At 63.4% G+C, this 23,033-nt stretch carries 22 protein-coding genes; 10 read left to right on the top strand and 12 right to left on the bottom strand.

Translation table 11 applies throughout. The features are described from left to right. Window positions 1-44 precede the first annotated feature (44 nt). Window positions 45-680, top strand: coding sequence for a glycerol-3-phosphate 1-O-acyltransferase PlsY (gene plsY / locus BJG93_RS13000; protein WP_027198676.1), 636 nt, complete (start codon window positions 45-47; stop codon window positions 678-680). A gap of 84 nt (window positions 681-764) precedes the next feature. On the opposite strand, the gene BJG93_RS12995 is transcribed toward plsY, so the two are convergent. After that, window positions 765-1,250: a YajQ family cyclic di-GMP-binding protein gene (locus tag BJG93_RS12995; RefSeq protein ID WP_027198675.1), complete on the bottom strand. Its 486-nt coding sequence runs from the start codon at window positions 1,248-1,250 to the stop codon at window positions 765-767. A gap of 241 nt (window positions 1,251-1,491) precedes the next feature. On the opposite strand from BJG93_RS12995, the gene murB reads away from it, so the two are divergent. Continuing rightward, window positions 1,492-2,574, top strand: a complete 1,083-nt coding sequence (gene murB, locus BJG93_RS12990) for a UDP-N-acetylmuramate dehydrogenase (RefSeq protein WP_051374434.1) — start codon at window positions 1,492-1,494, stop codon at window positions 2,572-2,574. Between the two features lie 134 nt (window positions 2,575-2,708). Here the strand turns inward: murB and argF are convergent, their stop codons facing one another. Beyond that, entirely contained in the window at window positions 2,709-3,638 is a 930-nt protein-coding gene (gene argF, locus BJG93_RS12985) for an ornithine carbamoyltransferase (RefSeq protein WP_027198673.1), read from the bottom strand. Between the two features lie 505 nt (window positions 3,639-4,143). On the opposite strand from argF, the gene BJG93_RS12980 reads away from it, so the two are divergent. Continuing rightward, entirely contained in the window at window positions 4,144-4,491 is a 348-nt protein-coding gene (locus BJG93_RS12980; protein ID WP_027198672.1) for a DUF3579 domain-containing protein, read from the top strand. Between the two features lie 183 nt (window positions 4,492-4,674). On the opposite strand, the gene rpsT is transcribed toward BJG93_RS12980, so the two are convergent. After that, window positions 4,675-4,953, bottom strand: a complete 279-nt coding sequence (gene rpsT / locus BJG93_RS12975; protein ID WP_027198671.1) for a 30S ribosomal protein S20 — start codon at window positions 4,951-4,953, stop codon at window positions 4,675-4,677. A 514-nt stretch (window positions 4,954-5,467) separates the two neighbouring features. Between rpsT and murJ the strand changes: the two genes are divergently transcribed. Together murJ and BJG93_RS12965 are read left to right on the top strand one after the other, a co-directional pair. Next, window positions 5,468-7,018, top strand: a complete 1,551-nt coding sequence (murJ, locus tag BJG93_RS12970) for a murein biosynthesis integral membrane protein MurJ (RefSeq protein ID WP_027198670.1) — start codon at window positions 5,468-5,470, stop codon at window positions 7,016-7,018. A gap of 5 nt (window positions 7,019-7,023) precedes the next feature. Further along, window positions 7,024-7,866, top strand: coding sequence for a SirB1 family protein (locus BJG93_RS12965; RefSeq protein ID WP_027198669.1), 843 nt, complete (start codon window positions 7,024-7,026; stop codon window positions 7,864-7,866). 84 nt (window positions 7,867-7,950) lie between these two features. Here the strand turns inward: BJG93_RS12965 and BJG93_RS12960 are convergent, their stop codons facing one another. From BJG93_RS12960 to lpxK, 5 genes are all read right to left on the bottom strand, one after another. Further along, window positions 7,951-8,709, bottom strand: coding sequence for a 3-hydroxyacyl-CoA dehydrogenase (locus BJG93_RS12960; RefSeq protein WP_027198668.1), 759 nt, complete (start codon window positions 8,707-8,709; stop codon window positions 7,951-7,953). A 252-nt stretch (window positions 8,710-8,961) separates the two neighbouring features. After that, window positions 8,962-9,627, bottom strand: a complete 666-nt coding sequence (adk, locus tag BJG93_RS12955; protein WP_027198667.1) for an adenylate kinase — start codon at window positions 9,625-9,627, stop codon at window positions 8,962-8,964. Between the two features lie 212 nt (window positions 9,628-9,839). Next, window positions 9,840-10,634, bottom strand: coding sequence for a 3-deoxy-manno-octulosonate cytidylyltransferase (kdsB, locus tag BJG93_RS12950; RefSeq protein WP_027198666.1), 795 nt, complete (start codon window positions 10,632-10,634; stop codon window positions 9,840-9,842). 203 nt (window positions 10,635-10,837) lie between these two features. Beyond that, a complete protein-coding gene (locus tag BJG93_RS12945) occupies window positions 10,838-11,041 on the bottom strand; it encodes a Trm112 family protein (RefSeq protein ID WP_007180583.1) in 204 nt (67 codons plus the stop codon). Then, window positions 11,022-12,038: a tetraacyldisaccharide 4'-kinase gene (lpxK, locus tag BJG93_RS12940; protein WP_027198665.1), complete on the bottom strand. Its 1,017-nt coding sequence runs from the start codon at window positions 12,036-12,038 to the stop codon at window positions 11,022-11,024. Before lpxK ends, BJG93_RS12945 begins: the two co-directional genes overlap by 20 nt. A 546-nt stretch (window positions 12,039-12,584) precedes the next feature. On the opposite strand from lpxK, the gene xseA reads away from it, so the two are divergent. The 3 genes from xseA to BJG93_RS12925 all read left to right on the top strand — a co-directional run bounded on the left by xseA (window position 12,585) and on the right by BJG93_RS12925 (window position 15,820). Next, the gene (gene xseA, locus BJG93_RS12935) at window positions 12,585-13,964 is read left to right on the top strand and encodes an exodeoxyribonuclease VII large subunit (RefSeq protein WP_027198664.1); all 1,380 of its coding nucleotides are present in this window, start codon (window positions 12,585-12,587) and stop codon (window positions 13,962-13,964) included. Window positions 13,965-14,177: 213 nt separating this feature from the next. Beyond that, window positions 14,178-14,756 (top strand): superoxide dismutase [Fe], encoded by a 579-nt coding sequence (gene sodB / locus BJG93_RS12930; RefSeq protein WP_027198663.1) that lies wholly within the window; start codon window positions 14,178-14,180, stop codon window positions 14,754-14,756. Window positions 14,757-15,268: 512 nt separating this feature from the next. Further along, on the top strand, window positions 15,269-15,820 hold the full coding sequence (locus BJG93_RS12925; protein ID WP_027198662.1) for a glycine zipper family protein: 552 nt from the start codon (window positions 15,269-15,271) through the stop codon (window positions 15,818-15,820). A 121-nt stretch (window positions 15,821-15,941) separates the two neighbouring features. On the opposite strand, the gene BJG93_RS12920 is transcribed toward BJG93_RS12925, so the two are convergent. After that, window positions 15,942-17,501, bottom strand: coding sequence for an NYN domain-containing protein (locus BJG93_RS12920; RefSeq protein ID WP_027198661.1), 1,560 nt, complete (start codon window positions 17,499-17,501; stop codon window positions 15,942-15,944). 164 nt (window positions 17,502-17,665) lie between these two features. After that, the gene (gene clpP, locus BJG93_RS12915; protein WP_027198660.1) at window positions 17,666-18,313 is read right to left on the bottom strand and encodes an ATP-dependent Clp endopeptidase proteolytic subunit ClpP; all 648 of its coding nucleotides are present in this window, start codon (window positions 18,311-18,313) and stop codon (window positions 17,666-17,668) included. Window positions 18,314-18,550: 237 nt separating this feature from the next. On the opposite strand from clpP, the gene BJG93_RS12910 reads away from it, so the two are divergent. After that, entirely contained in the window at window positions 18,551-19,606 is a 1,056-nt protein-coding gene (locus BJG93_RS12910) for a sigma-70 family RNA polymerase sigma factor (protein ID WP_027198659.1), read from the top strand. On the opposite strand, the gene BJG93_RS12905 is transcribed toward BJG93_RS12910, so the two are convergent. Both BJG93_RS12905 and BJG93_RS12900 read right to left on the bottom strand, forming a co-directional pair. Beyond that, window positions 19,562-20,836: an EAL domain-containing protein gene (locus tag BJG93_RS12905; RefSeq protein WP_034480130.1), complete on the bottom strand. Its 1,275-nt coding sequence runs from the start codon at window positions 20,834-20,836 to the stop codon at window positions 19,562-19,564. The genes BJG93_RS12910 and BJG93_RS12905 overlap by 45 nt on opposite strands. 273 nt (window positions 20,837-21,109) lie before the next feature. After that, window positions 21,110-22,528, bottom strand: coding sequence for an aminotransferase-like domain-containing protein (locus tag BJG93_RS12900; protein ID WP_027198657.1), 1,419 nt, complete (start codon window positions 22,526-22,528; stop codon window positions 21,110-21,112). A 178-nt stretch (window positions 22,529-22,706) separates the two neighbouring features. Here BJG93_RS12900 and BJG93_RS12895 point away from each other — a divergent pair, with 178 nt between their 5' ends. Then, entirely contained in the window at window positions 22,707-23,012 is a 306-nt protein-coding gene (locus BJG93_RS12895) for a DUF2917 domain-containing protein (protein ID WP_027198656.1), read from the top strand. The last annotated feature ends 21 nt before the right edge of the window (window positions 23,013-23,033 follow it).

Below are 23,033 nucleotides of genomic sequence, written 5' to 3'. Positions count from 1 at the left end.
TTGGGGTATCGAATGTCAGACCGCGATCCTTACAAGAGTCCCAGATGCAAAACCTGATCGTCGCTGTCGTTGCCTATCTGATCGGTTCGTTGTCGTTTGCCGTGATCGTGAGCGCCGCGATGGGTCTCGACGACCCGCGCTCGTACGGCTCGGGCAACCCGGGCGCCACCAACGTGCTGCGCAGCGGCAGCAAGAAGGCCGCGATTCTGACGCTGATCGGCGACGCGTTCAAGGGCTGGCTGCCGGTGTGGCTGGTCGTGCATGTCGGCGCGCGTTACGGGCTCGACGAGCGCTCGATCGCGATTGCGTCGCTCGCGGTGTTTCTCGGCCATCTGTATCCGGTTTTCTTCCGCTTCAAGGGCGGCAAGGGCGTTGCGACCGCCGCGGGCGTTTTGCTCGGGATCAACCCGACGCTCGGCGTCGCGACCTTGCTGACCTGGCTGATCGTCGCGTTCTTCACCCGCTACTCGTCGCTGGCGGCGCTGTGCTCGGCGCTGTTCGCGCCGCTCTTCTACGTCTTTCTGTTCGGTCCGCGCATCGTGGCGCTCGCGATTCTGGTGATGAGCCTGCTGCTGGTGTGGCGGCATCGCGGCAATATCGCGAAGCTCATGCGGGGGCAGGAGAGCCGTATCGGCGACAAGAAGAAGGTCGCAAGTCCGGCGGCGGGCAACGATCTTTGAAGTGGGCTGGGCCGCATTACCCGCTGAGGCGAAGCGCTTCCGGTTTTGCGCGAGGTTCGTTGCAAGTTTCGCGCGCCGTGCCGCTTAGTCGCGGAAGTTGTTGAAGTCGAGCGGCGTGTCGGTCACGTCCTTGCGCAGCATAGCGATCACGCTTTGCAGATCGTCCCGCTTGCCACCGGTGATGCGCACCGCATCGCCCTGAATGCTCGCCTGTACCTTGATCTTGCTGTCCTTCACGAGACGCACGATTTTCTTCGACAGATCGCCCGACACGCCCTTCTTGATCTTGATGACCTGCTTGACCTTGTCGCCGCCGATCTTCTCGATCTTGCCGTAGTCGAGGAAGCGCACATCGACGTTGCGCTTGGCCATTTTCGACAGCAGCACGTCCTTCACCTGACCGAGCTTGAAGTCGTCGTCGGCGTATGCGGTGATGTCGTTTTCCTTGTGTTCGACGCGCGCGTCGGACCCCTTGAAGTCGAAACGCGTGGAAATTTCCTTGTTGGACTGTTCGATCGCGTTCTTCACTTCGATCATGTTCGCTTCGCAGACGACGTCAAACGATGGCATTGCATTCTCCCAATAGTGCGGCAGTGCGCGACGCGGCCGGTCGGCTGCGCGCGAGGCACTCGCTATAATCACGGACCGGACGTCATTTTACCGACGCCGCTCTCTTTTGCCCAAGGCCGCCGCGCTGCGTCGTGACGGCGGGCGATCCGGCGTCGGGCGGCGTCGTTGCAGTCGCCGTACGCGCCATTGGTCGTTTTCGTTGCTTTTCGTCGCTTCGCGTCGTTGCCCTGTTGCCATTCCGATGTCCCGATCCGCTCTTGCCGCTTCCACTGTCGCGTCCCTCATTGCCGGCTATCCGCTGAAGACTCACAACACCTTCGGCTTCGACGTGCGCGCGCAGTTCGCGTGCCTGATCGAGCGTGAGGAGCAAGTGCTCGCCGCGGTGCGCGATCCGCGCGTCGCGGGCCTGCCGCGCCTCGTGCTCGGCGGTGGTAGCAACGTCGTGCTGAGCGGCGACTTCGCCGGGCTCATGCTGCTGATGGCGCTGCGCGGCCGCCGTGTGGTGCGCGAGGATCAGCACGCATGGTATGTCGAGGCCGCCGGCGGCGAGCCGTGGCACGAGTTCGTCGCGTGGACGTTGGCGCAGCGCATGCCCGGCCTGGAGAATCTCGCGCTGATTCCTGGCACGGTCGGTGCGGCGCCGATCCAGAACATCGGCGCGTACGGGCTCGAATTGTGCGAACGCTTCGCGTCGCTGCGGGCGATCGAGCTCGCGACCGGCAAGGTGATCGAGCTCGACGCCGCTGCGTGCCGGTTCGGCTATCGCGACAGCTTTTTCAAGCGGGAAGGGCGCGAGCGCTTCGCGATCACGTCGGTGACGTTCCGGTTGCCCAAGGCGTGGCAGCCGCGCGCGGGCTACGCCGATCTCGCGCGCGAGCTGGCGGCGCGCGGTCATGCGGCCGCCACCGTGGAAGCCGATGAGCCGGCGATGCAGCCGACCGCGCAGGCCATTTTCGATGCGGTCGTCGCCGTGCGGCGCGCCAAGCTGCCCGATCCGCGCGAACTGGGCAACGCCGGAAGCTTCTTCAAGAATCCCGTGATCGACGCCGTGCAGTTCGAGGCGCTCAAGCGCCGCGAGCCGGATATCGTGTCGTATGCGCAAGCGGACGGCCGGGTGAAGCTGGCGGCCGGCTGGCTGATCGACCAATGCGGCTGGAAGGGCCGCGCGATGGGCGCGGCGGCTGTGCATGAGCGCCAGGCGCTGGTGCTGGTGAATCGCGGTGGCGCGAGCGGCTCGGACCTGTTGGCGCTGGCGCGGGCGATCCAGCGCGACGTGTTCGAGCGATTCGGCGTGGAATTGGAGGCGGAGCCGGTTTGCCTGTGAGCGGCCGTTTGCTTTTTTCACGCTGAGTCTCCTCGCGAAGCTTCGCCGTCCACAATGCAAAAAGGCGCCGGAAGTTTCCTCGCGGCGCCTTTTTTCGAGTGCGGTTGCCGCGGGTGTCCGGGCGAGCGGCTCGCTCAGTGATTGAGCTTGCCCAGCAGCAGGTATTCCATCAACGCCTTCTGCACGTGCAGACGGTTCTCCGCCTCGTCCCACACGACGCTCTGGGGGCCGTCGATCACTTCCGCGCTGACTTCCTCGCCGCGATGCGCGGGCAGGCAGTGCATGAAGAGTGCGTCGGGATTCGCGCGCGCCATCATGTCGGCGTCGACGCACCAGTCCGCGAAAGCCTTCTTGCGCGCTTCGTTCTCGGCCTCGAAGCCCATGCTGGTCCATACGTCGGTGGTGACGAGGTCCGCGCCCGCGCAAGCTTCGTTCGGGTCGTCGAATTCCTCATAGAACGGTGCGCTTTCTGCCGCGACGAGCGCGCGGTCGAGCTTGTAGCCAGGCGGCGTGGACAGGCGCAGCTTGAAGCCTAGAATCTGCGCGGCTTCGATCCACGTGTACAGCATGTTGTTGGCGTCGCCGACCCACGCGACCGTCCTGTCGCGGATTGGACCGCGATGCTCGAAGTAGGTGAAGATGTCCGCGAGCACCTGACACGGGTGGTATTCGTTCGTGAGCCCGTTGATCACCGGCACGCGCGAATTTTCGGCGAAGCGCTGGATGATGTCCTGGCCGAACGTGCGGATCATGATGATGTCGACCATGCGCGAGATGACCTGAGCGGCGTCTTCGATCGGCTCCCCGCGGCCGAGCTGCGTGTCGCGCGTGCTCATGAACACGGCGTGACCGCCGAGCTGGAAGATGCCGGCTTCGAACGACAGGCGCGTGCGCGTCGAATTTTTTTCGAAGATCATCGCCAGCGTGCGGTCATGCAGCGGATGGTAAGTCTCGTAGTTCTTGAATTTGCGTTTCAGGATGCGCGCGCGTTCCAGCACGTACTCGTAGTCTTCCAGCGAGAAATCCTTGAACTGCAGGTAGTGGCGAATTTTCTTGGCGGTCATGAAACAAATACGGCGGTTTCACCCGGCAGGGTTGCCGGACCGCGCCGCCGTCGATTTGGTGGTAAGTCAATGCAGCATAAAGGATTTCGCCCCGTTTGACGAGTCGGCCGGAAGGCGGCGCAAGCTGTCCGAAAGCGTCGCATCGGCCGTCTGGCGGTCGTCGGAGGGCGCTTGTGTGCAGTGCGGAAAAGGGTCCGCTGCGCTATAATCTGCGGGTTATCCCAAAGCCCCAGCAGGCCACCGTTTCGCATGAAGGAAGCCGGCTCGCGCGGCGCGGAAAGCCCCTCACAGCGTGGCCGTCATGACAGGCGCAAGAGCGGTTCAGCCGGTTCGCCGCAGCGGTTTCGTGGTGCGGTTCGTCAGTGTTGCGTTAGCGCCAGGTCTCCCGCACGTAGCAGGTGGCTGCAAGCGCTTGCCGTGTATGCCGCTTGCGGTGAATTCGCGCGTACAACTTGCGTCGCCGGTTGGCCGTCATTCCGCTGGGCAGTCACACAGGTATTCCTACATGGCCGAAGAAGCTCCAATCGAATATTTCATTCAGGGCATTACGTCGACCGGAAAAAGGTTTCGGCCGAGCGACTGGTCGGAGCGGCTCGCGGGCGTGATGTCGTCGTTCGGGCCCGGCGTGAGGAAGGGGCCGAACGCCTACATGCAGTACTCGCTGTACGTACGGCCGACCATGATCGGCGACCTCAAATGCGTGATTCTCGATTCGCGGCTGCGTGACATCGAGCCCATGGCCTTCGATTTCGTGATGAACTTCGCGAAAGACAACGACCTCCTCGTCACCGAGGCGTGCGAGCTGGAACTCGAGCAGGCGCCTGCGCCCCAAGCCAAACGGCACGTGATCTGACGCAAGCCGACCGGATCGGCAAATCCAAAAAAACAAAAACCCGCAAGCTGCGGGTTTTTTTGTGGCAGGCAATCCGGCAGAAACGATCCGGCAGAAACTCCGGCGCAAACAAAAAAGCCCGCCAAAGCGGGCTTCTCGTGCAGCGGAAACAGGAGGTAGCCCGCCGAAACGGGCCGACCGGAATTACTGCGCTGCGGGCGCTTGCAGACCCTTGACGGCTGCAGCGAGGCGGCTCTTGTTGCGAGCGGCCTTGTTCTTGTGAACGATGTTCTTGTCGGCGATGATGTCGATGGTCTTCGACGATGCCTTGAAGATTTCGGCGGCCTTAGCGTGGTCGCCTGCGTCGATTGCCTTGCGGACAGCCTTGATAGCCGTGCGGAACTTCGAGCGCAGTGCCGAGTTGTGCGAGTTTGCCTTCGCGGCCTGGCGGGCGCGCTTGCGTGCTTGTGCGGAGTTAGCCATGACGGTTCCTTATCCTGTTCCTGTTTCCAGTACCCGGCCTTCAATGATGAGGCGAGGCGCTGCTTCTCGATCCGAACCCTTGGAAGCGATTGCCCAAGGGCGTAAATGTGTCGAAAAAATCGATCGGACTACGCGAAGGCGGGCCCATGTTTTCATGGCATCCGGATACATTGACGGGCGGCGCTGCGCCAACCCGAGAATCCCATCCGAAGACCGTTCGAAAACTGAGCAAGCTTCGAAACCGACGATTATAGCAACAAAATCAGACACGTGACAACGAAAAACGCGCGAAGGCGCCACAGTGACCGGTCTGGCGTCACGGTCGCGCTATGCGCTAGTTCTCGCGCAAGGCGCCGTTCGCAGGTACGAGCGGTGCCTGGAACGTCGAACGTCGAAAAAATCATAAATAATCGTGCTTTCCAGCCGATCGGGGCGAACGTCCGGGTGGCAAATCGGTCGGAATCGCGTTCCGGCTCGTCGCCCGCATTAGCGGGACCCTTATAATAAGCGCCCCATGAATCTCTTCCGAGCCCTGCTGACGGTCAGCGGCTTCACGCTGCTGTCGCGCGTGACCGGACTGGCCCGTGAAACGTTGATCGCCCGTGCGTTCGGCGCCAGTCAATACACCGACGCTTTTTACGTCGCCTTTCGCATTCCGAACCTGCTGCGCCGCATTTCCGCCGAGGGCGCGTTCTCGCAAGCCTTCGTTCCGATTCTCGCCGAGTTCAAGAACCAGCAAGGCCACGACGCCACCAAGGCGCTCGTCGACGCGACCTCGACCGTGCTTGCGTGGGCGCTCGCCGTGCTGTCGCTGATCGGTGTGATGGGGGCGTCGGGCGTCGTGTTCGTCGTCGCGTCGGGCCTCGCGCACGAAGGGCACGCGTACCAGCTCGCGGTCGCGATGACACGCATCATGTTCCCGTACATCATTTTCATCTCGCTGACGTCGCTGGCGTCGGGTGTGCTGAATACGTACAAGAACTTTTCTCTGCCCGCGTTCGCGCCGGTGCTGCTGAACGTCGCGTTCATCGTCTCGGCAGTATTTCTCGCGCCGCGCCTGCAAACGCCGGTCTATGCACTCGCCTGGGCGGTGATCGTCGGTGGCGTGCTGCAATTCATCGTGCAGTTGCCGGGCCTCAAAAAGATCGACATGGTGCCGCGCATCGGCCTGAACCCGCTGCGCGCGCTGGCGCATCGCGGCGTAAAGCGGGTGCTCGCGAAGATGGTGCCCGCAATGTTCGCGGTATCGGTCGCGCAGATCAGCCTGATCATCAACACCAACATCGCATCGCACATCGGCCCTGGCGCGGTGTCGTGGATCAACTACGCCGACCGGTTGATGGAATTTCCGACCGCGCTGCTCGGCGTCGCGCTCGGCACGATCTTGCTGCCGAGCCTGTCGAAGGCGCACGTCGATGCCGATTCTCACGAGTATTCGTCGCTGCTCGACTGGGGGCTGCGTGTCACATTCCTGCTCGCCGCGCCAAGCGCGATCGCACTGTTCTTTTTCGCGCAGCCGTTGACGGCTGTGCTGTTCAACTACGGCAAATTCGACGGCATGTCGGTCGTGATGGTGAGCCGCGCGCTCGCCGCCTACGGCGTCGGCCTGATCGGCCTGATCCTGATCAAAATTCTCGCGCCGGGCTTCTATGCGAAGCAGGACATCAAGACGCCGGTGAAGATCGGCATCGGCGTGCTGGTCGTCACTCAGCTCAGCAACTTCGCGTTCGTGCCGGTGTTCGCGCATGCGGGTCTAACGCTGAGCGTCGGGCTCGGCGCTTGCGTCAACGCGTTGCTGCTATTCATTGGTCTGCGCAAACGCGGCATCTATATGCCGTCGCACGGCTGGGTCAAGTTTTTCGTGCAGTTGCTCGGCGCGTGCCTCGTGCTCGCCGGCGTGATGCGTTGGCTCGCGATCAGCTTCGACTGGATCGGCATGCATAGCCAGCCGGTCAGCCGCATCGTATTGCTTGCTGCGTGCCTCGTTCTGTTCGCCGCGCTATATTTCGGTATGCTTTGGCTGATGGGCTTCAAGTACGCGTATTTCAGAAGGCGAGTGAAGTGATCACCATGTCGCGGGTTCTCGATTATTTCAGTACGCTCGTCGCCGAAGACGAGAGTCTGCCGCTGACCGAGACGGCGCTCTCGATCGCGCAGGACGCTTATCCCGACCTCGATCTGCAGTCGGTGCTCGCCGAAATCGACGAGTTGGTACTGCGGCTGCGGCGCCGCATGCCCGACGATGCCGACATCCGTCAGAAGGTCGGCATCCTGAATCGTTTCTTTTTCCGCGAGCTCGGTTTCGCGAGCAATCTGAACGATTACTACGACCCCGACAACAGTCATCTGAACGTCGTACTCAAACGCCGCCGCGGTATTCCAATTTCGCTCGCGGTGCTCTATCTGGAGATTGCTGAGCAATTCGGCGTTCCGGTGCGCGGGGTGTCGTTTCCTGGCCACTTCCTGCTGCGCGTGACGACCCCCGACGGTGACGTGATGCTCGATCCAACCACCGGTCATTCGCTGTCCGAAGCACAAATGGTCGAGATGCTCGAGCCGTACGTCGCGTCCGCTGGGGATTCGGTCGGGCGCGCGCTGCGCATGCTGTTGCAACCGGCCACGCGTCGCGAGATCGTCGCGCGGATGTTGCGCAACCTGAAGGCGATCTATCTGCAGACTGAGCGCTGGCAGCGTCTCTTGGCTGTGCAGCAACGGCTCGTCATTTTGCTGCCGGACAATATCGAGGAAGTGCGCGATCGCGGCTTCGCCTATGCGCGGCTCGATTATCTGCGGCCCGCGCTCGAGGATCTGGAAAATTATCTCGGCGATCGCCCTGATGCGGAAGACGCCACCGTGGTCGAGTCGCAGCTGCATGAATTGCGGCAGCGCACGCGGCACGATAGCGGCGAGTAGCGACGCGCATTGACACGCTGTATAAAACGCAAACGCCTGCACATGACACACATGTGCAGGCGTTTTTTTTACCGGATGCGATCCTCACTTCGGCTGCATACGGATTCCGCCGTCCAGCCGGATCACCTCGCCGTTCAGCATCGGATTGTCGAAGATCTGCTTGGCGAGCATCGCGTATTCGGCCGGTTTGCCCAGGCGCGGCGGGAACGGCACCATCGCGCCGAGCGCATCCTGCACTTCCTGCGGCATGCCGAGCAGCATCGGCGTTTCGAAGATGCCGGGGGCGATCGTCATCACTCGGATCGCGTTGCGCGAGAGGTCGCGCGCGATCGGCAGCGTCATGCCGACCACGCCGCCCTTCGACGCCGAGTAGGCCGCCTGGCCGATCTGGCCGTCGAACGCCGCCACCGATGCCGTGTTGATGACGACGCCACGCTCGCCATTGGCGTTCGGCGCGTTCTTCGCCATCTGCGCTGCGGCGAGCCGGATCATGTTGAACGTGCCGATCAGGTTGATCGAGATCGTGCGCGTGAACAGATCGAGCGAATGAGGACCATCCTTGCCGACGGTCTTCGCGGCTGGCGCGACGCCCGCGCAGTTGACGAGACCGCGCAGCGTGCCGAGCTTCGTCGCCGCTTCGACGGCCTGTTGCGCGTCCTCTTCGCGGCTCACATCGCATTTGATGGACACGCCGCCGAGTTCCTTCGCGAGCGCCTCGCCCGCGTCCAGATTCAAGTCGGCGAGCACGACCTTGCCGCCGTTGTCGGCGAGCAGGCGCGCAGTGGCAGCGCCGAGGCCCGATGCACCGCCGGTGATCAGGAACACGTTGTCACGAATCTCCATGTCTTCTCCTTTGCTGCGGTGGTTCAGTGCTGGCTCGATCGAAGCATTTTTCGACGATTGATTGTAGCGGCTGTGCTGCGATGCGGAAAGCGAAGCAGGGCGGCGGCGTGCCAGCGCTATGGAAAAAATAACGCATCGTTCCGAGCGATCTGCACAGTTGCCGCTTCGACTTGCTCGCCGCCAAAAAAAAACCCGCCGACTGGGCGGGTTTTCGTCAAAAGCAACCAGCGCTGACGTTCAGAGCGATCCGGCTCACTTCAGCGCGTCGAATGCGCGTGCGCGAATTTCGTCGACGGTGCCGAGACCCGAAATGCGCCGATATTGCGGCGCCTTCATTGAGCCCGATGCATCGCCGTTCTTCGCCCAGCTGTTGTAGTACTCGATCAACGGCTTGGTTTGCGATTCGTATACTTGCAGCCGCTTCTTGACGGTTTCTTCCCTGTCGTCGTCGCGCTGGATCAGCGGCTCGCCGGTTACGTCGTCGATGCCCTCGACCTTCGGCGGATTGAACGTCACGTGATACGTGCGGCCCGACGCGGGGTGCGAGCGGCGGCCGCTCATACGAACGATGATCTCGTCGAACGGCACGTCGATTTCGAGCACGTAGTCGATCGCGACGCCAGCCTGCTTCATTGCTTCGGCTTGCGGAATCGTGCGCGGGAAGCCGTCGAACAGATAGCCGTTCGCGCAGTCCGGCTGCTGCAGACGTTCCTTCACGAGGTTGATGATCAACTCATCGGTGACGAGCTCGCCGGCGTCCATGAAGCGCTTTGCTTCGAGGCCGAGCGGCGTGCCAGCCTTGACGGCCGCGCGCAGCATGTCGCCGGTCGAAATTTGCGGGATGCCGAACTTTTCCTTGATGAAGTTGGCCTGAGTGCCTTTGCCAGCACCCGGCGCACCCAACAGGATCAAACGCATGGATATCTCCAGATCTGTGTGAATTCTTCGTTGACGCGGCATGCTTCCCGGCGATTCTCGCAGGTTCCGCATCGGCTACCGTTGGCTAGCTCGCGCTGCACGTCGAATACGACGGCGCTGCAAGACATGAACGGCGCGACCGGGACAACCCGGGTGTCGCTTGCGCTGGGGAAGCGCGCATAACCGTTCGATTATGCCACGGCTTCCTGCGCTCAAGACCCGAATAAAGCCCGTACGCGGGCGAGATCGGCAGGGGTATCGACGCCGGGCAACGGCACGTCATGTGTGACGAGTACGGCGATGCGCTCGCCATGCCACATCGCGCGCAGCTGTTCGAGCGCTTCCACTTGCTCGATCGGCGAGATCGCGAGAGTCGGGTACGTGCGCAGGAATTTCGCGCGATACGCGTACAGGCCGATGTGCCGGTACACCACGGCAGGCGCGGGCGGCGTGGGCATGGACGCGACGTTGGGCCAATGCGGCTGCCACGCGTCGCGCGCCCACGGGATCGGCGCGCGCGAGAAATACAGCGCGACGCCTCGCGCGTCGGGCACGACCTTGACGACGTTCGGATTGAATATGTCGGCGGGATCGGTGATCGGATGCGCGGCCGTCGCGATCGCGCAGTCGATCGTCGTCGCCAGATGCGCGGCGACGCCGCGCACGAGCGCTGGGTCGATCAGCGGCTCGTCGCCCTGCACGTTGACGACGATCGTGTCGTCGCTCCAGCCAAAGCGCGTTGCCACCTCCGCGAGACGGTCCGTGCCAGACGGATGATTGGCGCGCGTGAGCACTGCTTCGAAGCCGTGCTCGTGCGCCGCGTCGAGCACTTCTTGCGCGTCCGACGCAACCAGCACCTGCTGCGCGCCTGATTCGCGCGCGCGCTCCGCAACGCGCACGACCATCGGCTTGCCGCCGATGTCCGCGAGCGGCTTGCTGGGCAGACGCGTCGACGCGAGGCGGGCGGGTACGACGGCGATAAACGGATGAGCGGCGGTGTGGGTCATCGGATCAAGGACGAGCGGCGATCAAGGCGGGGGAAGAGGCTGCGCGCGCGGCGCGCACGCAGAGTCGGACATAAGCGGAAGCGGCGAAAACGGCGGCGGATCGATTGCGCAGTCCGTGCGCGGCGGGCATTCACATCGGAGCTCGCCGTGGTTCTCGCATGAGCCAGACGACGCGGCGCCTCACGCTGCAGCGCCGCTGCGGGTCAGGCGACCGAGCCGGGATTCAGATCGACGGGGGTGCCTTCGACGGTCTGCCGTGCTTCGTCGACGAGCATGACGGGAATGCCGTCGCGGATCGGATAGGCGAGCTTGTCCGCGTTGCAGATCAGCTCCTGCGCGGCGCGGTCGTAGCTGAGCGGGCCCTTGCAGATCGGGCATACGAGGATTTCAAGCAGGCGAGCGTCCACGGACTTTCTCCACAACTAATGCAGTGAGGCGATGATCAAGCGCGGCTTCGACCGGGACTACCCAGATGCGCGCGTCGTGCCAGGCCCCCAATTTTACCGCATCCTTTTCGGTGATCAGGATCGCATCGGCGTCGACATCGGTGAAAGGATTGCGCTCGAACGCGTAGTGATCGGGCAGCGCGCGCGTCGTGGGCGCGAGGCCGGCCGCACGCAGTGTCGCGAAAAAGCGTTCCGGCGCGCCGATGCCGGCGGCGGCCAGCACGCGTTGACCGGCGAACTGCGCGAGCGGGCGGCGCAGCGCGGGATGGTCGAGATGCCACGCGTCGGCGGGAGCGAGCTGCAGTGCGAACGTGTTCGGCCACGCGGGCAGCGTGCGCGCGTACGGATCGTTGATCAGTGTCGCGTCGCGGCGGCGCGACAGCGGCTCGCGCAGCGGTCCGGCCGGCAGCAGGAAGCCGTTGCCGCCGAGCCGGTGATCGAACACGACCAGTTCGACGTCGCGCGCCAGCCGATAGTGCTGCAGGCCGTCGTCGCTGACGATCACGTCGACGTCGCCGCGCGCGGCGCACAGCGCCTGGGCGGCCGCGACGCGATCCGGACAGACCCACACCGGTGCGCCGGTGCGGCGCGCGATCAGCAGCGGCTCGTCCCCGCCGACGCCCGCCGACGAACCGGGCGTGACCTGGGTCGGCGTGCCCACGCGCGCGCCGTAGCCCCGCGACACGATGCCAGGCGTGAAGCCCGCGGCGCGCAACGCTTCGACGAGCGCGATGACGGTCGGCGTCTTGCCGGTGCCGCCGACCGTCACGTTGCCGACGACCACCACCGGCACGCCGATGCGCACCGACTTGAGCCAGCCGAGAGAAAAGGCGGCGCGGCGCGCGGCCGCGATTGCGCCGAACACGCAGGCGAGCGGCGTCAGCGCCCAGGCGAACGGGCCGCGTTGCTGCCATTCGCGCGCGAGGCGCGCTTCGAGTCGGTGGTTGAGTTCGCTCATGGGCGGTTTGCGCGCACGGACTGCGCGCCGTACGCACTACGCGGGATCGACATGAACGCGGTTCTCCGGGCAATCGAATGCGAATACGGTCGAAAAATGAGGTGCGAGCGACGTGGCGAAAGGGCTCGCGCGTGATGGTCCTGGGCCGGCAAGCTGTTCGCTGCACTGTGCGATCGGCATGCCGTCGAACCCGCCACTCTATCGCGCGGGCGTCCCGCCCCGCAAGTCGCGCGGGGCGTCACACAGGCGGCCGCACCTTATGTGGGGTTGCCCACAGTCTGTGGATAACTTTGTGGAGAACCTGCCATGCGATGACCCGAAACGGCCATTCCATGTGCTTCGGCCCGCAGTGCTCGCTCGCTGTTGAAAAGTAAATTCCATATAAATCAACGGCCTGCCTGGGATTTATTTTCCTTGGCGGGCGTCTGGCGGAATTCGTCAGGCGGTTCCCGCCATGTGGACACTTTTAACAATGCTGCGATTCCGGCTGGACGCGGCTCGTCGCTCGGTCTATCGTCTGTCCGGCCAGCGCTACTTATTCCTCGCATGAATCCCGAAAATCCTTTTGCTTCGGCGGCCTCCCCAGGCGGTGAGGTCGTCGTTCCCGTCTCCGCGCTCAACCGTGCGATCGGCACGATGCTCGAACGCTCGTTTCCGCTCGTCTGGGTCGCGGGTGAGGTGTCGAACTTCACCCGCGCGGCGAGCGGCCACTGGTATTTTTCCATCAAGGACGCGCAGGCGCAGATGCGCTGCGTGATGTTCCGCGGTCGCGCGCAGTACGCCGAATTCATGCCACGCGAAGGCGATCGCATCGAGGTGCGCGCGCTCGTCACGATGTACGAACCGCGCGGCGAACTGCAGCTGAATGTCGAAGCGGTGCGCCGCACTGGACAGGGGCGTCTGTACGAAGCGTTTTTGCGGTTGAAGGCGCAACTCGAGGCCGAGGGGCTGTTCGCCGCGGAGCGCAAGCGCGCGCTGCCGACCCATCCGCGCGCGATCGGCATCGTCACGTCGTTGCAAGCCGCCGCATTGCGCGACGTGCTGACGACGCTGTCGCGCCGTGCGCCGCACATTCCGGTGATCGTTTATCCGGCACCGGTGCAGGGCGCGGGCGTCAGCGCGAAGCTCGCGGCGATGGTCGAGGCGGCCGGCGCGCGCCGCGAGGTCGACGTGCTGATCTTATGTCGCGGCGGCGGCTCGATCGAAGACCTCTGGGCGTTTAACGAAGAAGTGCTCGCGCGCGCGATTGCGGAAAGCGTCATCCCCGTGGTGAGCGGCGTCGGTCACGAGACCGATTTTACGATTGCCGATTTCGCCGCCGACGTACGCGCGCCGACCCCGACCGGTGCCGCGGAGCTCGTGAGTCCGCAGCGCGTCATGCTGCTGCGCGAACTCGATCATCGGCACGCGACACTCGCGCGCGCGTTCGGCCGCATGATGGAGCGGCGCGCGCAGCAGCTCGACTGGCTCGCACGCCGGCTCGTGTCGCCGGGAGAGCGGCTCGCGCGGCAGCGCACGCATCTGCAGCAGTTGCGCGTGCGGCTCGCGTCGGCGGGCGCGCGGCCGGTGCGCGACGCGCGTGCGCGATTCTCGCTGCTGCAGATGCGCTGGCAACGCTGGCGTCCGGATCTCGCGGCCGAGCGCGCCCGTGTCAATGCGCTGACGCAGCGCCTGAATGCGGCGCTATCGCGCCAGCATGAACGTCAGGTCGCGCGCATCGACATGCTGAGCGCGCGACTCGCCGTGCTGAGCCCTCAGCGCACGCTCGAGCGCGGCTATGCGGCCGTGCTCGATGCGCAAAGCGGTCGGGCGATCCGCACGCCTTCGTCGCTGAAACCCGGACGTCGTTTGACGATGCATCTCGCCGAAGGCTCGGCCGACGTCGCGCTCGCCGACGTGCAGGCGCGTCTGACCGACGGTTTGTGAGGTCTCGCGGGTGCCCGCGGGCGCCCGCTCCCTGAGTTCCGACGACCGGGCACGGCCAATGCAGGCACGTCCCGAGGGTCTTGCGCACCGCATGTTTGCCATGCCGGACACAAAGGCCGTTGGTTTGCGGGGTTATTCCAACTCGCCTACAATCGAGTGCTCGATAGCGTCATCCGCAGACTCCCCACAACAGATACAGAGAAGGAAAGCACCATGGAACATACGCTCCCGCCCCTGCCGTTTGCGAAAAATGCGCTCGCTCCGCACATGTCGGAAGAGACGCTCGAGTTTCACTATGGCAAGCATCACCAGACCTATGTGACCAATCTGAACAATCTGATCAAGGGCACGGAATTCGAGAGCCTGTCGCTGGAAGAAATCGTCAAGAAGTCCTCGGGCGGCATCTTCAACAACTCGGCTCAGGTGTGGAACCACACGTTCTTCTGGAACAGCCTGTCGCCGCAAGGTGGCGGCGCACCGACCGGCGCGCTGGCTGACGCGATCAACGCGAAGTGGGGTTCGTTCGACAAGTTCAAGGAAGAGTTTGCGAAGACGGCAGTCGGCACGTTCGGCTCCGGCTGGGCATGGCTCGTGAAGAAAGCTGATGGTTCGCTCGACCTCGTGTCGACCAGCAACGCTGCCACGCCGCTCACCACCGACGCCAAGGCACTGCTGACGATCGACGTATGGGAGCACGCTTACTACATCGACTATCGCAATGCGCGCCCGAAGTTCGTCGAGGCGTACTGGAACATCGTCAACTGGGATTTTGCAGCGAAGAACTTCGCTTGAGATTGCCGGTTGCCGCTTGCCGACTGAGGTTGTGATCCCTGCGGTCGCGATCGAAGCGGGAAGCGAAAGACGAAAGCCCTCCATTGCGAGGGCTTTCTGTTTTTTGACGCGATTGCAAGGCGAGGAATCGGTGCCGCTCGCGCAAACTACGGGCGGGTGTCGTTCTTGGCGCGCTTCTGAAAGAAGATTGTCACAGTTGGTAACCGCTCTGCAACCGGCGCGTGGCAGCGTGAGCTGCGGCTAACCGTCCGAGTCAGAACTCGTCGGCATGTGTCGATGGAGATGGCCCCGGCCATCGCCTGTCGACTTCCCGGGCTGGCAGTGGCGCTTCTCGTCATTTGATTACACTGATTTACAAGCATGACCTGACCTAACGTACCCGGTCACCGCGTCGACACACAGCCGGCAACGGGCAAGCCGGCTGCGCAACAAACTTTCTGTAACGAAGCCGTAACCACGGAATTGTGCGGTTAGCCTAACGTTTGAATTCCAATCTCCCGAAGTGCACTACCATGATTCCCAGCAATAAAACGATCAGCCTGGCGATTCCCGCCGCCGTCATTGCACTTGCGTTAGGCGGTTGTGCAGTCGCGCCGCCGAGCGGCCCGAGCGTGGTCGCCATGCCGCATAGCGGCGAGCCTCTCAGCCAGTTCCAGCAAAACGACTACGCATGCCGCGACTACGCGAATCAATCGACGAATCCGTCCGGCGCAGCGCAGGCCGCCACCACGAATAGCGTGAACAGCGCGGCGCTCGGCACGCTCGGCGGCGCAGCGGTCGGCGCACTGCTCGGTGCGGCGGCGGGCAACGCCGGCGCGGGCGCGGCGATCGGCGCGGGCAGCGGCCTGCTCATCGGAGGCGCGAACGGCGCGAATGGCGCCCAGTATTCGGCCGCCGGCATGCAGGCCCGCTACGACACCGCCTACGCCCAGTGTATGACTTCGAAAGGCGAGACGATCGTTCAGCCGCAGCCTTACTATTCGACGCAGCCGGTCTATGTCGCACCCCCTCCTTATTACGCGCCGCCTCCGCCGGTCATGTATGCGCCTTATCCGGCTTACTGAGCGGTGATTGTGGGGCCAAGCCGGCTTGCTTGTCCGGCATTGCCGGCTCGTATCGCGGGTGAAATGCGTGGTACGGCTGCGCCGCAACTTTTAGCAACGCTCGTCAAACCTGTACCGCTGCTCACTCGGTGTTGTCCGTTGACGCCGCTTTACGCGGACGACGCCCGCGAGACGACGCCGTTTTACGGGCGGCTTGCCTGGTGGCCTCGGGCACTTCTTCCGGGCTGACTGCCGGCGCAGCGGCTTCGGCCGGCGCGGCAATCTCAGGTGCTTCATCGATCGTGCGCGGCGTGCTTTTCTTGACTTTCCTTGCGGCCGTTTTGCGCGATGCGCGCTTTTTGGGGCTTTGACGCTGCGCGGGATGGTCGCTGTCGATGGTTGAGTGGGTTTCGTGGCCGAACACGACTTGTTCAGCGGCTGTATCCGCTTGCGCTGTCACAGAGTGACCTTCGGGCTCCTGAGCTACCTGTTCAGCGACGAACTCGTGCGCGAGCGGCGCATGTACATGAGGGTCCTGCCGGTGTGCCGGTTCGGCGTGTTCCGCGTGTTCGGTGCGAGCCGGTGCGGTAGCCGCGGGGGCTTCATCAGCCGCTTCGTGGTGACTGCGCTGGGCATGCGCGGCCTCCTGCTGACCCCGGCGCGCCTTAGGATTGTTGCGGTCCTTGCGCCGCGACTTGTGCTTGCCACCCGACTCCGAAGCGGCCGCTTGCGCAGCCTGCGCTTCATACGAATGTTCGGCTGGCGGTTCAGCGGATACTGCTTCGGCCGACCCGGTTTCCGCCGACCCCGTCACTGTTTCACCGATGGTTTCGCTTTCACTTTCGGTTTCACCGGCGACGTTCACAGCTGCGCTTCGATAAACGTACGCGCCTGACTTCTCGTCGCGGCCGAATTCGAGCAGCCCGCGCGCTTGCGCTTCTTCCAGCAGATTGCCGAAAGCGCGAAAACCGTAGTACGTCTCGTTGAAATCCGGTTTGCGCCGTTTAATCGCATTTTTCAGCACGGACGCCCAGATCTTGCCGCTGTCGCCACGTTCGGAAGCGAGCGCGTCGAAGGTTTGCACCGCAATTTCAACGGCCTTGGTGCGGCGCTTTTCCAGATCCTCTTTGGGCGGGGCCTTCTCTTCGTCAGACGTACGTTTGGCGGCCTGTTGGGCGCCTTGCTGCTGGCGCGACGATTCGCGCCTCACGACTGCGCGCTGACTTTCGCGTACCAGATCGTCGTAAAAGAAGAATTCGTCGCAATTCGCAATCAGCAGATCGGAGGTGGACTGTTGTACACCCACGCCGATTACCTGTTTGGCGTTTTCGCGCAGCTTTGACACGAGCGGCGAGAAGTCGGAATCACCACTGATGATGACGAACGTGTTGACGTGCGATTTCGTGTAACAGAGATCGAGCGCATCGACGACGAGCCGAATGTCGGCGGAATTCTTGCCCGATTGGCGCACGTGCGGAATTTCGATCAACTCGAAATTGGCTTCGTGCATTGCGCCTTTGAAACTCTTGTAGCGATCCCAGTCGCAATACGCTTTCTTGACGACGATGCTGCCCTTCAGCAGCAGCCGTTCGAGCACTAACTTGATGTCGAACTTGTCGTATTTCGCGTCGCGCACGCCAAGCGCGACATTTTCGAAGTCGCAAAACAGCGCCATGCTGACGTTTTCGTTGGATGACGCCATATCTATCTCCATTGAAGCGATCGTCGAACTCGACGAATCGCGACATGATAGCGATTCCAGCGAAGGTGAGCAGCTTTTGTGGTGCGCGCGCACCGCTCGGCAAGAGGGAATTGGCAGCAAGCGGTTCAACCGGCGGTCCGGCAAGCGGCTCCATGTCAGTCTCGTTACACGGTGTCGCGGCGACCTTCGTTGTTCCACGTCGCGCGAGCTTCCAGCACGTCATCGATCAATCCATATTCCCTCGCTTCGAGCGCCGACATGAAGTTGTCGCGGTCGGTGTCGCGCGCGATCTCTTCGATGCTGCGTCCGGTGCGCTCGGCCATCATCGCATTGAGACGCGCTCGCACATACAGCACCTCCTTCGCCTGGATTTCGATGTCCGCCGCGGTGCCCTGACCGCCGCCGGACGGCTGGTGAATCATGATGCGCGCATTGGGTAGCGCATACCGTTTGCCGCGTTGACCCGCGGTGAGCAGGAAGGTGCCCATGCTCGCGGCAAAGCCCGTGCACAAGGTCGACACCTCCGGCTTGATGAACTGCATGGTGTCGTAAATCGCAAGGCCGTCGTACACCGAACCGCCGGGCGAGTTGATGTAAAAGGAAATATCCTTGTCGGGGTTCTCTGATTCGAGAAACAACAATTGCGCGACGATCAGGCTGGCCGACTGCTCGTTCACAGGCCCGACAAGAAACACGATGCGCTCGCGAAGGAGGCGGGAGTAGATGTCATAGGCGCGCTCGCCCCGGCCGGATTGTTCGATCACCGTGGGCACAAGGCCCAGGCCGGAGACAGATGGGTAACTGGAAGGCATGTATTCCTCGTTCAGGATGGACGGTACGGGCATTCCGGGATGTGCAGGCGGCCGTGCGAGCCAGAAGCCTTGTGACATGTGCCGGTTTTGCTCATTTGACGAAGCAGCGGCCGGCGGTGTGACAGAAATTTTTTGCGCCGCGCTGTCACACAGCCAGTTGCCCATGCGTCAAGCTTACGAATACCGGACATGACAACACAGCCGCTTTTTCACTACGCACCATCGGGAGGTCGACGCATGACGGAGCACGGAATCGACAAGGCATCCAGTTTCGAGGCCGCGCGCGCCCGTCTGCTGGCACTCGCATATCGGATGCTCGGCAGTCGCGCGGAAGCCGAAGACGCGGTTCAGGACGTCTGGCTCAAATGGCATCTGGCCGATACGCAGGCGGTACAAACACCGGTCGCATGGCTCACCACGCTCACGACGCGCACGGCGATCGACCGCCTGCGGCATGCGCAGCGCGAGCGTGCGTCGCAGGCTAGCGGTTGGCTGCCCGAGCCGTGGCTCGACGAGGTCGCGCCCTCTGCGGAGGAGTTGGCACTGCGCGCCGCGGATATGTCCTATGGGGTGATGCTGCTGCTCGAACATTTGAAGCCAGACGAACGTGCGGCGTTCGTCCTCCATGAAGCGTTCGAGTGCGGTTATGCAGAAATTGCCTTGATTCTCGAGCGCAACCCGGCCGCTTGCCGGCAAATGGTTCATCGCGCCAAGGAGCGTCTGAGACGTGCGGGTGCGCCGTTGGAGCGGCCCGATCCAGCGGTGCATGGGCGAATCGTCGAGCGTTTGCGCGCGGCGCTCGAAGCGCAAGACCGGGCGGGCCTGCTACAGCTTTTCAGCGAGGCGCCGCAACTTGTCAGCGACGTACCTTTGTACGCTCAGCCCACTGCGTTCCCCGCGGTCGACCCGGCCCTTGGTGCACACGGGCCAACGCCCAGGACCGAATCGCAGCGCGCCCGTGAACCGGTTTCAGGTCCGAAGTGGATGGGCGTGATCATATCGCTCGCGCAGCAGGCGAGCCATGCCGAGGTGGTGTCGATGGCGGGTGCCGTGTGTATCGCGCTGTTCTGCGACGGCGACATCGTCGGGTTAATCGACGTGGTGACGGATGGCGCCACGGACCTTTCGGCGAGAATCGTCTCGCTGCGCATCCTGACCAGCGCCGCGCATTTGCACGCGGCCAACCGGATGCTTGGCCGCGACGCGGTGAAGGAACTGCTTGCCCGGATCAAGGACCATCCGGGGGCATCAGTTACGGTGAGCCGCGACTTCCCAGTTGATGTCGACGCATAGCACCTGCGTACCATGCGACGTATGCGCGGCAATCGAGGCAGTGACGCACAGGTGCGCTTCGTTGATCGACAGATACGGCGGCGTCAGATGAACACGCCCCGGTTGACGCATCGCCTGAATGAAGTACGGGCGGCGTTCCCAACTCGCGCCTTCGGAATGCAGCAGGGGGCTGAAGCGCTTTGCGCGTTGCGAGGTGCGGCCCGGCGGCAGCACGTTGTCGCCGATCTGCCGGCCCGAACCATCCAGGAGAAAGCAGCGCGCCGTTTCTCCCAGCGCGAGCAAAGGCGCGCTCGCCTGCGCGATCGGTTCCCCGGCGATCAACTGCGCGGCGGCGGCCTCGAGCGCCGTGACATACGGTGCGAGCCGCGCGGACTGCGCTTTCTCTCGAGCGGCGACGCGTTCGCGCAGCGAGGCGGAGAGCGAATCCATCAGACGTGCTGCGACTTGCGGCTTGACGGGGTCAACGCTCGGGCCCGCGAAAAAGGCGCCCTGGACGAAGTCGACGTTGCATTCGAGCGCGATCAGCGCGTCGCGCTCGGTGCTCAGACCGCCCATCAGCACCAGTTGCCCGGACTCGTGCAGCAGAGAGACGAGGCCCGGCAAAACGCGCTCGATGTGCGAGTGTTCACTCGCTTGCGCGAGGATGCAGCGGTCCAGCGTGACGATGTCCGGCCGCAGATTCCACACTCGGTCGATGTTCGAATGCTTGGCGCCAAAGCCGTCGAGCGCGATCAGGAAACCGGACTTGCGCAGCGAATCGACGACTTCGGCAAAGCGCGTGGTCTCGCCGCCGGCCTGTTCGGATACTTCGAGCACCACGCGTTGCGGCGGCAGGCCAAGCGTCTTCAAGCCGGCAAGCAGCGCGTCACCGTAACTGGTGTCCATCAGTGCGGCGGGATGCAGGCTGAGGAAGAGCCATTCGTCGTGGCTGTCAAACGCGTTGAAGTTGCCGAGGTGCAGCGATTCGGCCAGCCGGCCGAGTTCGAGCAGATCGCCGCGTCGCGCGGCCTGCGTAAAGACTTCGTGCGAGGGCACCTGTTTGTCATGCTCGTCATGAACGCGCAGCGATGCGTGATATCCGATCGCTCGCCGGTGCGATACCGAGAAGACCGGCTGAAACACGCTGAAAACGGTGTAGCCACCATACAGAACGGTACGCCGGGAGCCTTCGTCGCCGGCCATCGGGCGTGGTGGCTGGAAGCCGGGAGGATCGAGTTCGATCATGCTCATCATTCAGTCGTGTGGAAATGGCGGCGCTTGCAAGGCACCGCGGGAGTTCGCAGGCGCAGACGAAGAGTTTACAGGATAGACGAGCAAGAAATATGCGCATGTACGAACATGGCTCGAGTGCCCGCCAGCCATGCGCCGGGGAAGCCCTTGTGCGGCCGCCGCGGCACGACGGCGGCGACACGCACTTCGCTGGTGCGGCACGCGCCCTGTTGCGGGTCGGCAGTGCTGTTCGTGGGCGCCGGTGCTGCGTCACGGCCAAGCTCTGCGCCGTGTTCACGCATCAGGCGGCAACTGCGCCGCCGCGTGAAAAAACGCCTGCGCGCGCGGCTCGTTACCAAAGGCGACGTGAATCCTGATCCACGGGCTCGCCTCCCGATTCGGCCTGAAGTGTTGTCCAGGTAGCACCGTTACACCGAGCGGCACGCCGCATTCCACCAACCGCTCGGCGTCCGCGACGTGAGGCACGCGCGCCCACACGAACTTGCCGCCTGCCGGCTCTTCGAAAATCTCCCAGCCGGCATCCTCGAGTGTCTGGACGGTCGAGCCGAGCGCGCCGCGCATCTGCCGGCGCAGTCGCTCCAGATATTTGCGATATGCGCCGCGCTCCAGCATCGACACCGCTACCGCTTCGGCAAAACGCGAGCAGCCGATGCTCGTCAGCATCTTGATGTCGACCAGGTCCTTGATGATCGCGTGATTCGCTACCACGCAGCCGATCCGTAGCGACGACGACAGCGTCTTGGACAACCCGCCGATGTAGATCACCTGTTCGAGCTGGTCGAGGGTGGCAAGGCGATCGGTGATATCGGTCTGGAAATCCGCGTAGATGTCGTCTTCGATAATCTGGAAGCCATGTTCGCGCGCCATTTGCAGCAAACGGAACGCGACCTGCGGTGCGACCGTGGTGCCGGTCGGATTGTGGAACACGGAGTTGATGAGCAGCAATCTGGGCCGGTGCAGCTTCAATTGCGCCTGCATCGCGTCGAGGTCCGGACCATGGCCCGTGCGTGGAATGCCGATCAGCTTCATGCCGTGCAGTCGGAGCAGGCCGTACAGGTTGTAATAGCCCGGGTCCTCGACAAAGATCGTGTCGCCTGGCTTGAGCATGTAGCGCACCAGCAGATCGAACGCCTGGCTCGCGCCATTGGTGATGAGAATCTGCGACGCGTCTGCCTGAATGCCCAGCTGACCAATGCGGCCGCGCAACTGCTCCCGCAAGACCGGGTTGCCAAGCGGCGTCGCGTACTCGACCATGCTCGACGGATCGGTTCGTGACACGTGGCGGATCGCCTGCGCTATGCCATCGATGTCGCGCCAGCTTTCGGGAATGAAGCCTGAGCTGAGCTTCAGCGTCTCGCCCGGAAAGTTGAATTGCTCCAGCAAATGGTCCGACTCGACGTCGGCGCGGCGCGGGTCGGAGGTGCCTTGGCAGCGCATCTCGGTCGGCTGACGATCGGCGATGTAGAAGCCTGAGCCGTGGCGGGAGTCGACATAACCGAGCGACACCAGCCGGTCGTACGCCTCGATCACCGGAAAGCGGCTCACGCCGAAGTCTGCGGCGAACTGGCGGATCGACGGTAGTTTCGAGCCAGGATGCGCATTGCGCGAGCGGATCCACGCCGAGACGCCCGCGACGATCTGCTCGGTCAGCGGCACGCCGTTGTCCCGATCGAGCTCGATTTCAAGTTTCATACGCTCGCCTTCTTGTGCCGGCCGGCGAACGCGAGTGGTTTTGCACCGCGCAGGCCATGCCAACTGTTCGGTTTTTTGACTGAACAGTTCAGATGAAAGTGTTCGGAACTGTGCATGGGTATTCGATCATCGCACATCAATAATCGGTACAACAGAAAGTTCTTCGAGGAGAACGGCGATGCGAGAAGTCCGAGTTTTCGAGTTGGAACATGGCGAGCCCGTCTCGGCCTGGCGGGTCGCGCGTCCGTCGATTTTCAAGGTGATCAGCGGCAATGTCTGGCTGACCGTCGAGGGCGAGCATGAGGATCACTGGTTGGCGGCGGGAGAGTCGATCGAGTTGGCGCGTGGGTCGGTGGCATGGATCAGCACGGGGCAGGCCGGGGCGCGTTTTGCGCTGGCGAGCGGCTCGCAACGGAAGTTGCCGGCCTTGCTATTCGGCTGGCCAATGCCGGGTTGGCTGGCGCGCCGGCCACAGGCGGTCTGAAGCCGGACGAGCGGCGAGCCG

This window comes from Paraburkholderia sprentiae WSM5005, assembly GCF_001865575.2.
Taxonomy (GTDB): Bacteria; Pseudomonadota; Gammaproteobacteria; order Burkholderiales; family Burkholderiaceae; genus Paraburkholderia; species Paraburkholderia sprentiae.
Note: the sequence above shows the minus strand (reverse complement) of the source record. Positions and strands in the feature narration are given on the sequence as shown.

Bases quoted from the DNA above. Each gene is read 5' to 3' on its own strand.
- xseA (WP_027198664.1), top strand. From the start codon at position 12,585: ATGAATCCCGAAAATCCTTTTGCTTCGGCGGCCTCCCCAGGCGGTGAG.
- BJG93_RS12920 (WP_027198661.1), bottom strand. From the start codon at position 17,501: ATGGCGTCATCCAACGAAAACGTCAGCATGGCGCTGTTTTGCGACTTC.
- lpxK (WP_027198665.1), bottom strand. From the start codon at position 12,038: ATGAGCGAACTCAACCACCGACTCGAAGCGCGCCTCGCGCGCGAATGG.
- BJG93_RS12900 (WP_027198657.1), bottom strand. From the start codon at position 22,528: ATGAAACTTGAAATCGAGCTCGATCGGGACAACGGCGTGCCGCTGACC.
- murJ (WP_027198670.1), top strand. From the start codon at position 5,468: ATGAATCTCTTCCGAGCCCTGCTGACGGTCAGCGGCTTCACGCTGCTG.
- BJG93_RS12925 (WP_027198662.1), top strand. From the start codon at position 15,269: ATGATTCCCAGCAATAAAACGATCAGCCTGGCGATTCCCGCCGCCGTC.
- sodB (WP_027198663.1), top strand. From the start codon at position 14,178: ATGGAACATACGCTCCCGCCCCTGCCGTTTGCGAAAAATGCGCTCGCT.
- argF (WP_027198673.1), bottom strand. From the start codon at position 3,638: ATGACCGCCAAGAAAATTCGCCACTACCTGCAGTTCAAGGATTTCTCG.
- BJG93_RS12960 (WP_027198668.1), bottom strand. From the start codon at position 8,709: ATGGAGATTCGTGACAACGTGTTCCTGATCACCGGCGGTGCATCGGGC.
- clpP (WP_027198660.1), bottom strand. From the start codon at position 18,313: ATGCCTTCCAGTTACCCATCTGTCTCCGGCCTGGGCCTTGTGCCCACG.
- plsY (WP_027198676.1), top strand. From the start codon at position 45: ATGCAAAACCTGATCGTCGCTGTCGTTGCCTATCTGATCGGTTCGTTG.
- BJG93_RS12965 (WP_027198669.1), top strand. From the start codon at position 7,024: ATGTCGCGGGTTCTCGATTATTTCAGTACGCTCGTCGCCGAAGACGAG.
- BJG93_RS12980 (WP_027198672.1), top strand. From the start codon at position 4,144: ATGGCCGAAGAAGCTCCAATCGAATATTTCATTCAGGGCATTACGTCG.
- BJG93_RS12905 (WP_034480130.1), bottom strand. From the start codon at position 20,836: ATGAGCATGATCGAACTCGATCCTCCCGGCTTCCAGCCACCACGCCCG.
- kdsB (WP_027198666.1), bottom strand. From the start codon at position 10,634: ATGACCCACACCGCCGCTCATCCGTTTATCGCCGTCGTACCCGCCCGC.
- BJG93_RS12995 (WP_027198675.1), bottom strand. From the start codon at position 1,250: ATGCCATCGTTTGACGTCGTCTGCGAAGCGAACATGATCGAAGTGAAG.
- murB (WP_051374434.1), top strand. From the start codon at position 1,492: ATGTCCCGATCCGCTCTTGCCGCTTCCACTGTCGCGTCCCTCATTGCC.
- BJG93_RS12910 (WP_027198659.1), top strand. From the start codon at position 18,551: ATGACGGAGCACGGAATCGACAAGGCATCCAGTTTCGAGGCCGCGCGC.
- rpsT (WP_027198671.1), bottom strand. From the start codon at position 4,953: ATGGCTAACTCCGCACAAGCACGCAAGCGCGCCCGCCAGGCCGCGAAG.
- BJG93_RS12895 (WP_027198656.1), top strand. From the start codon at position 22,707: ATGCGAGAAGTCCGAGTTTTCGAGTTGGAACATGGCGAGCCCGTCTCG.
- adk (WP_027198667.1), bottom strand. From the start codon at position 9,627: ATGCGTTTGATCCTGTTGGGTGCGCCGGGTGCTGGCAAAGGCACTCAG.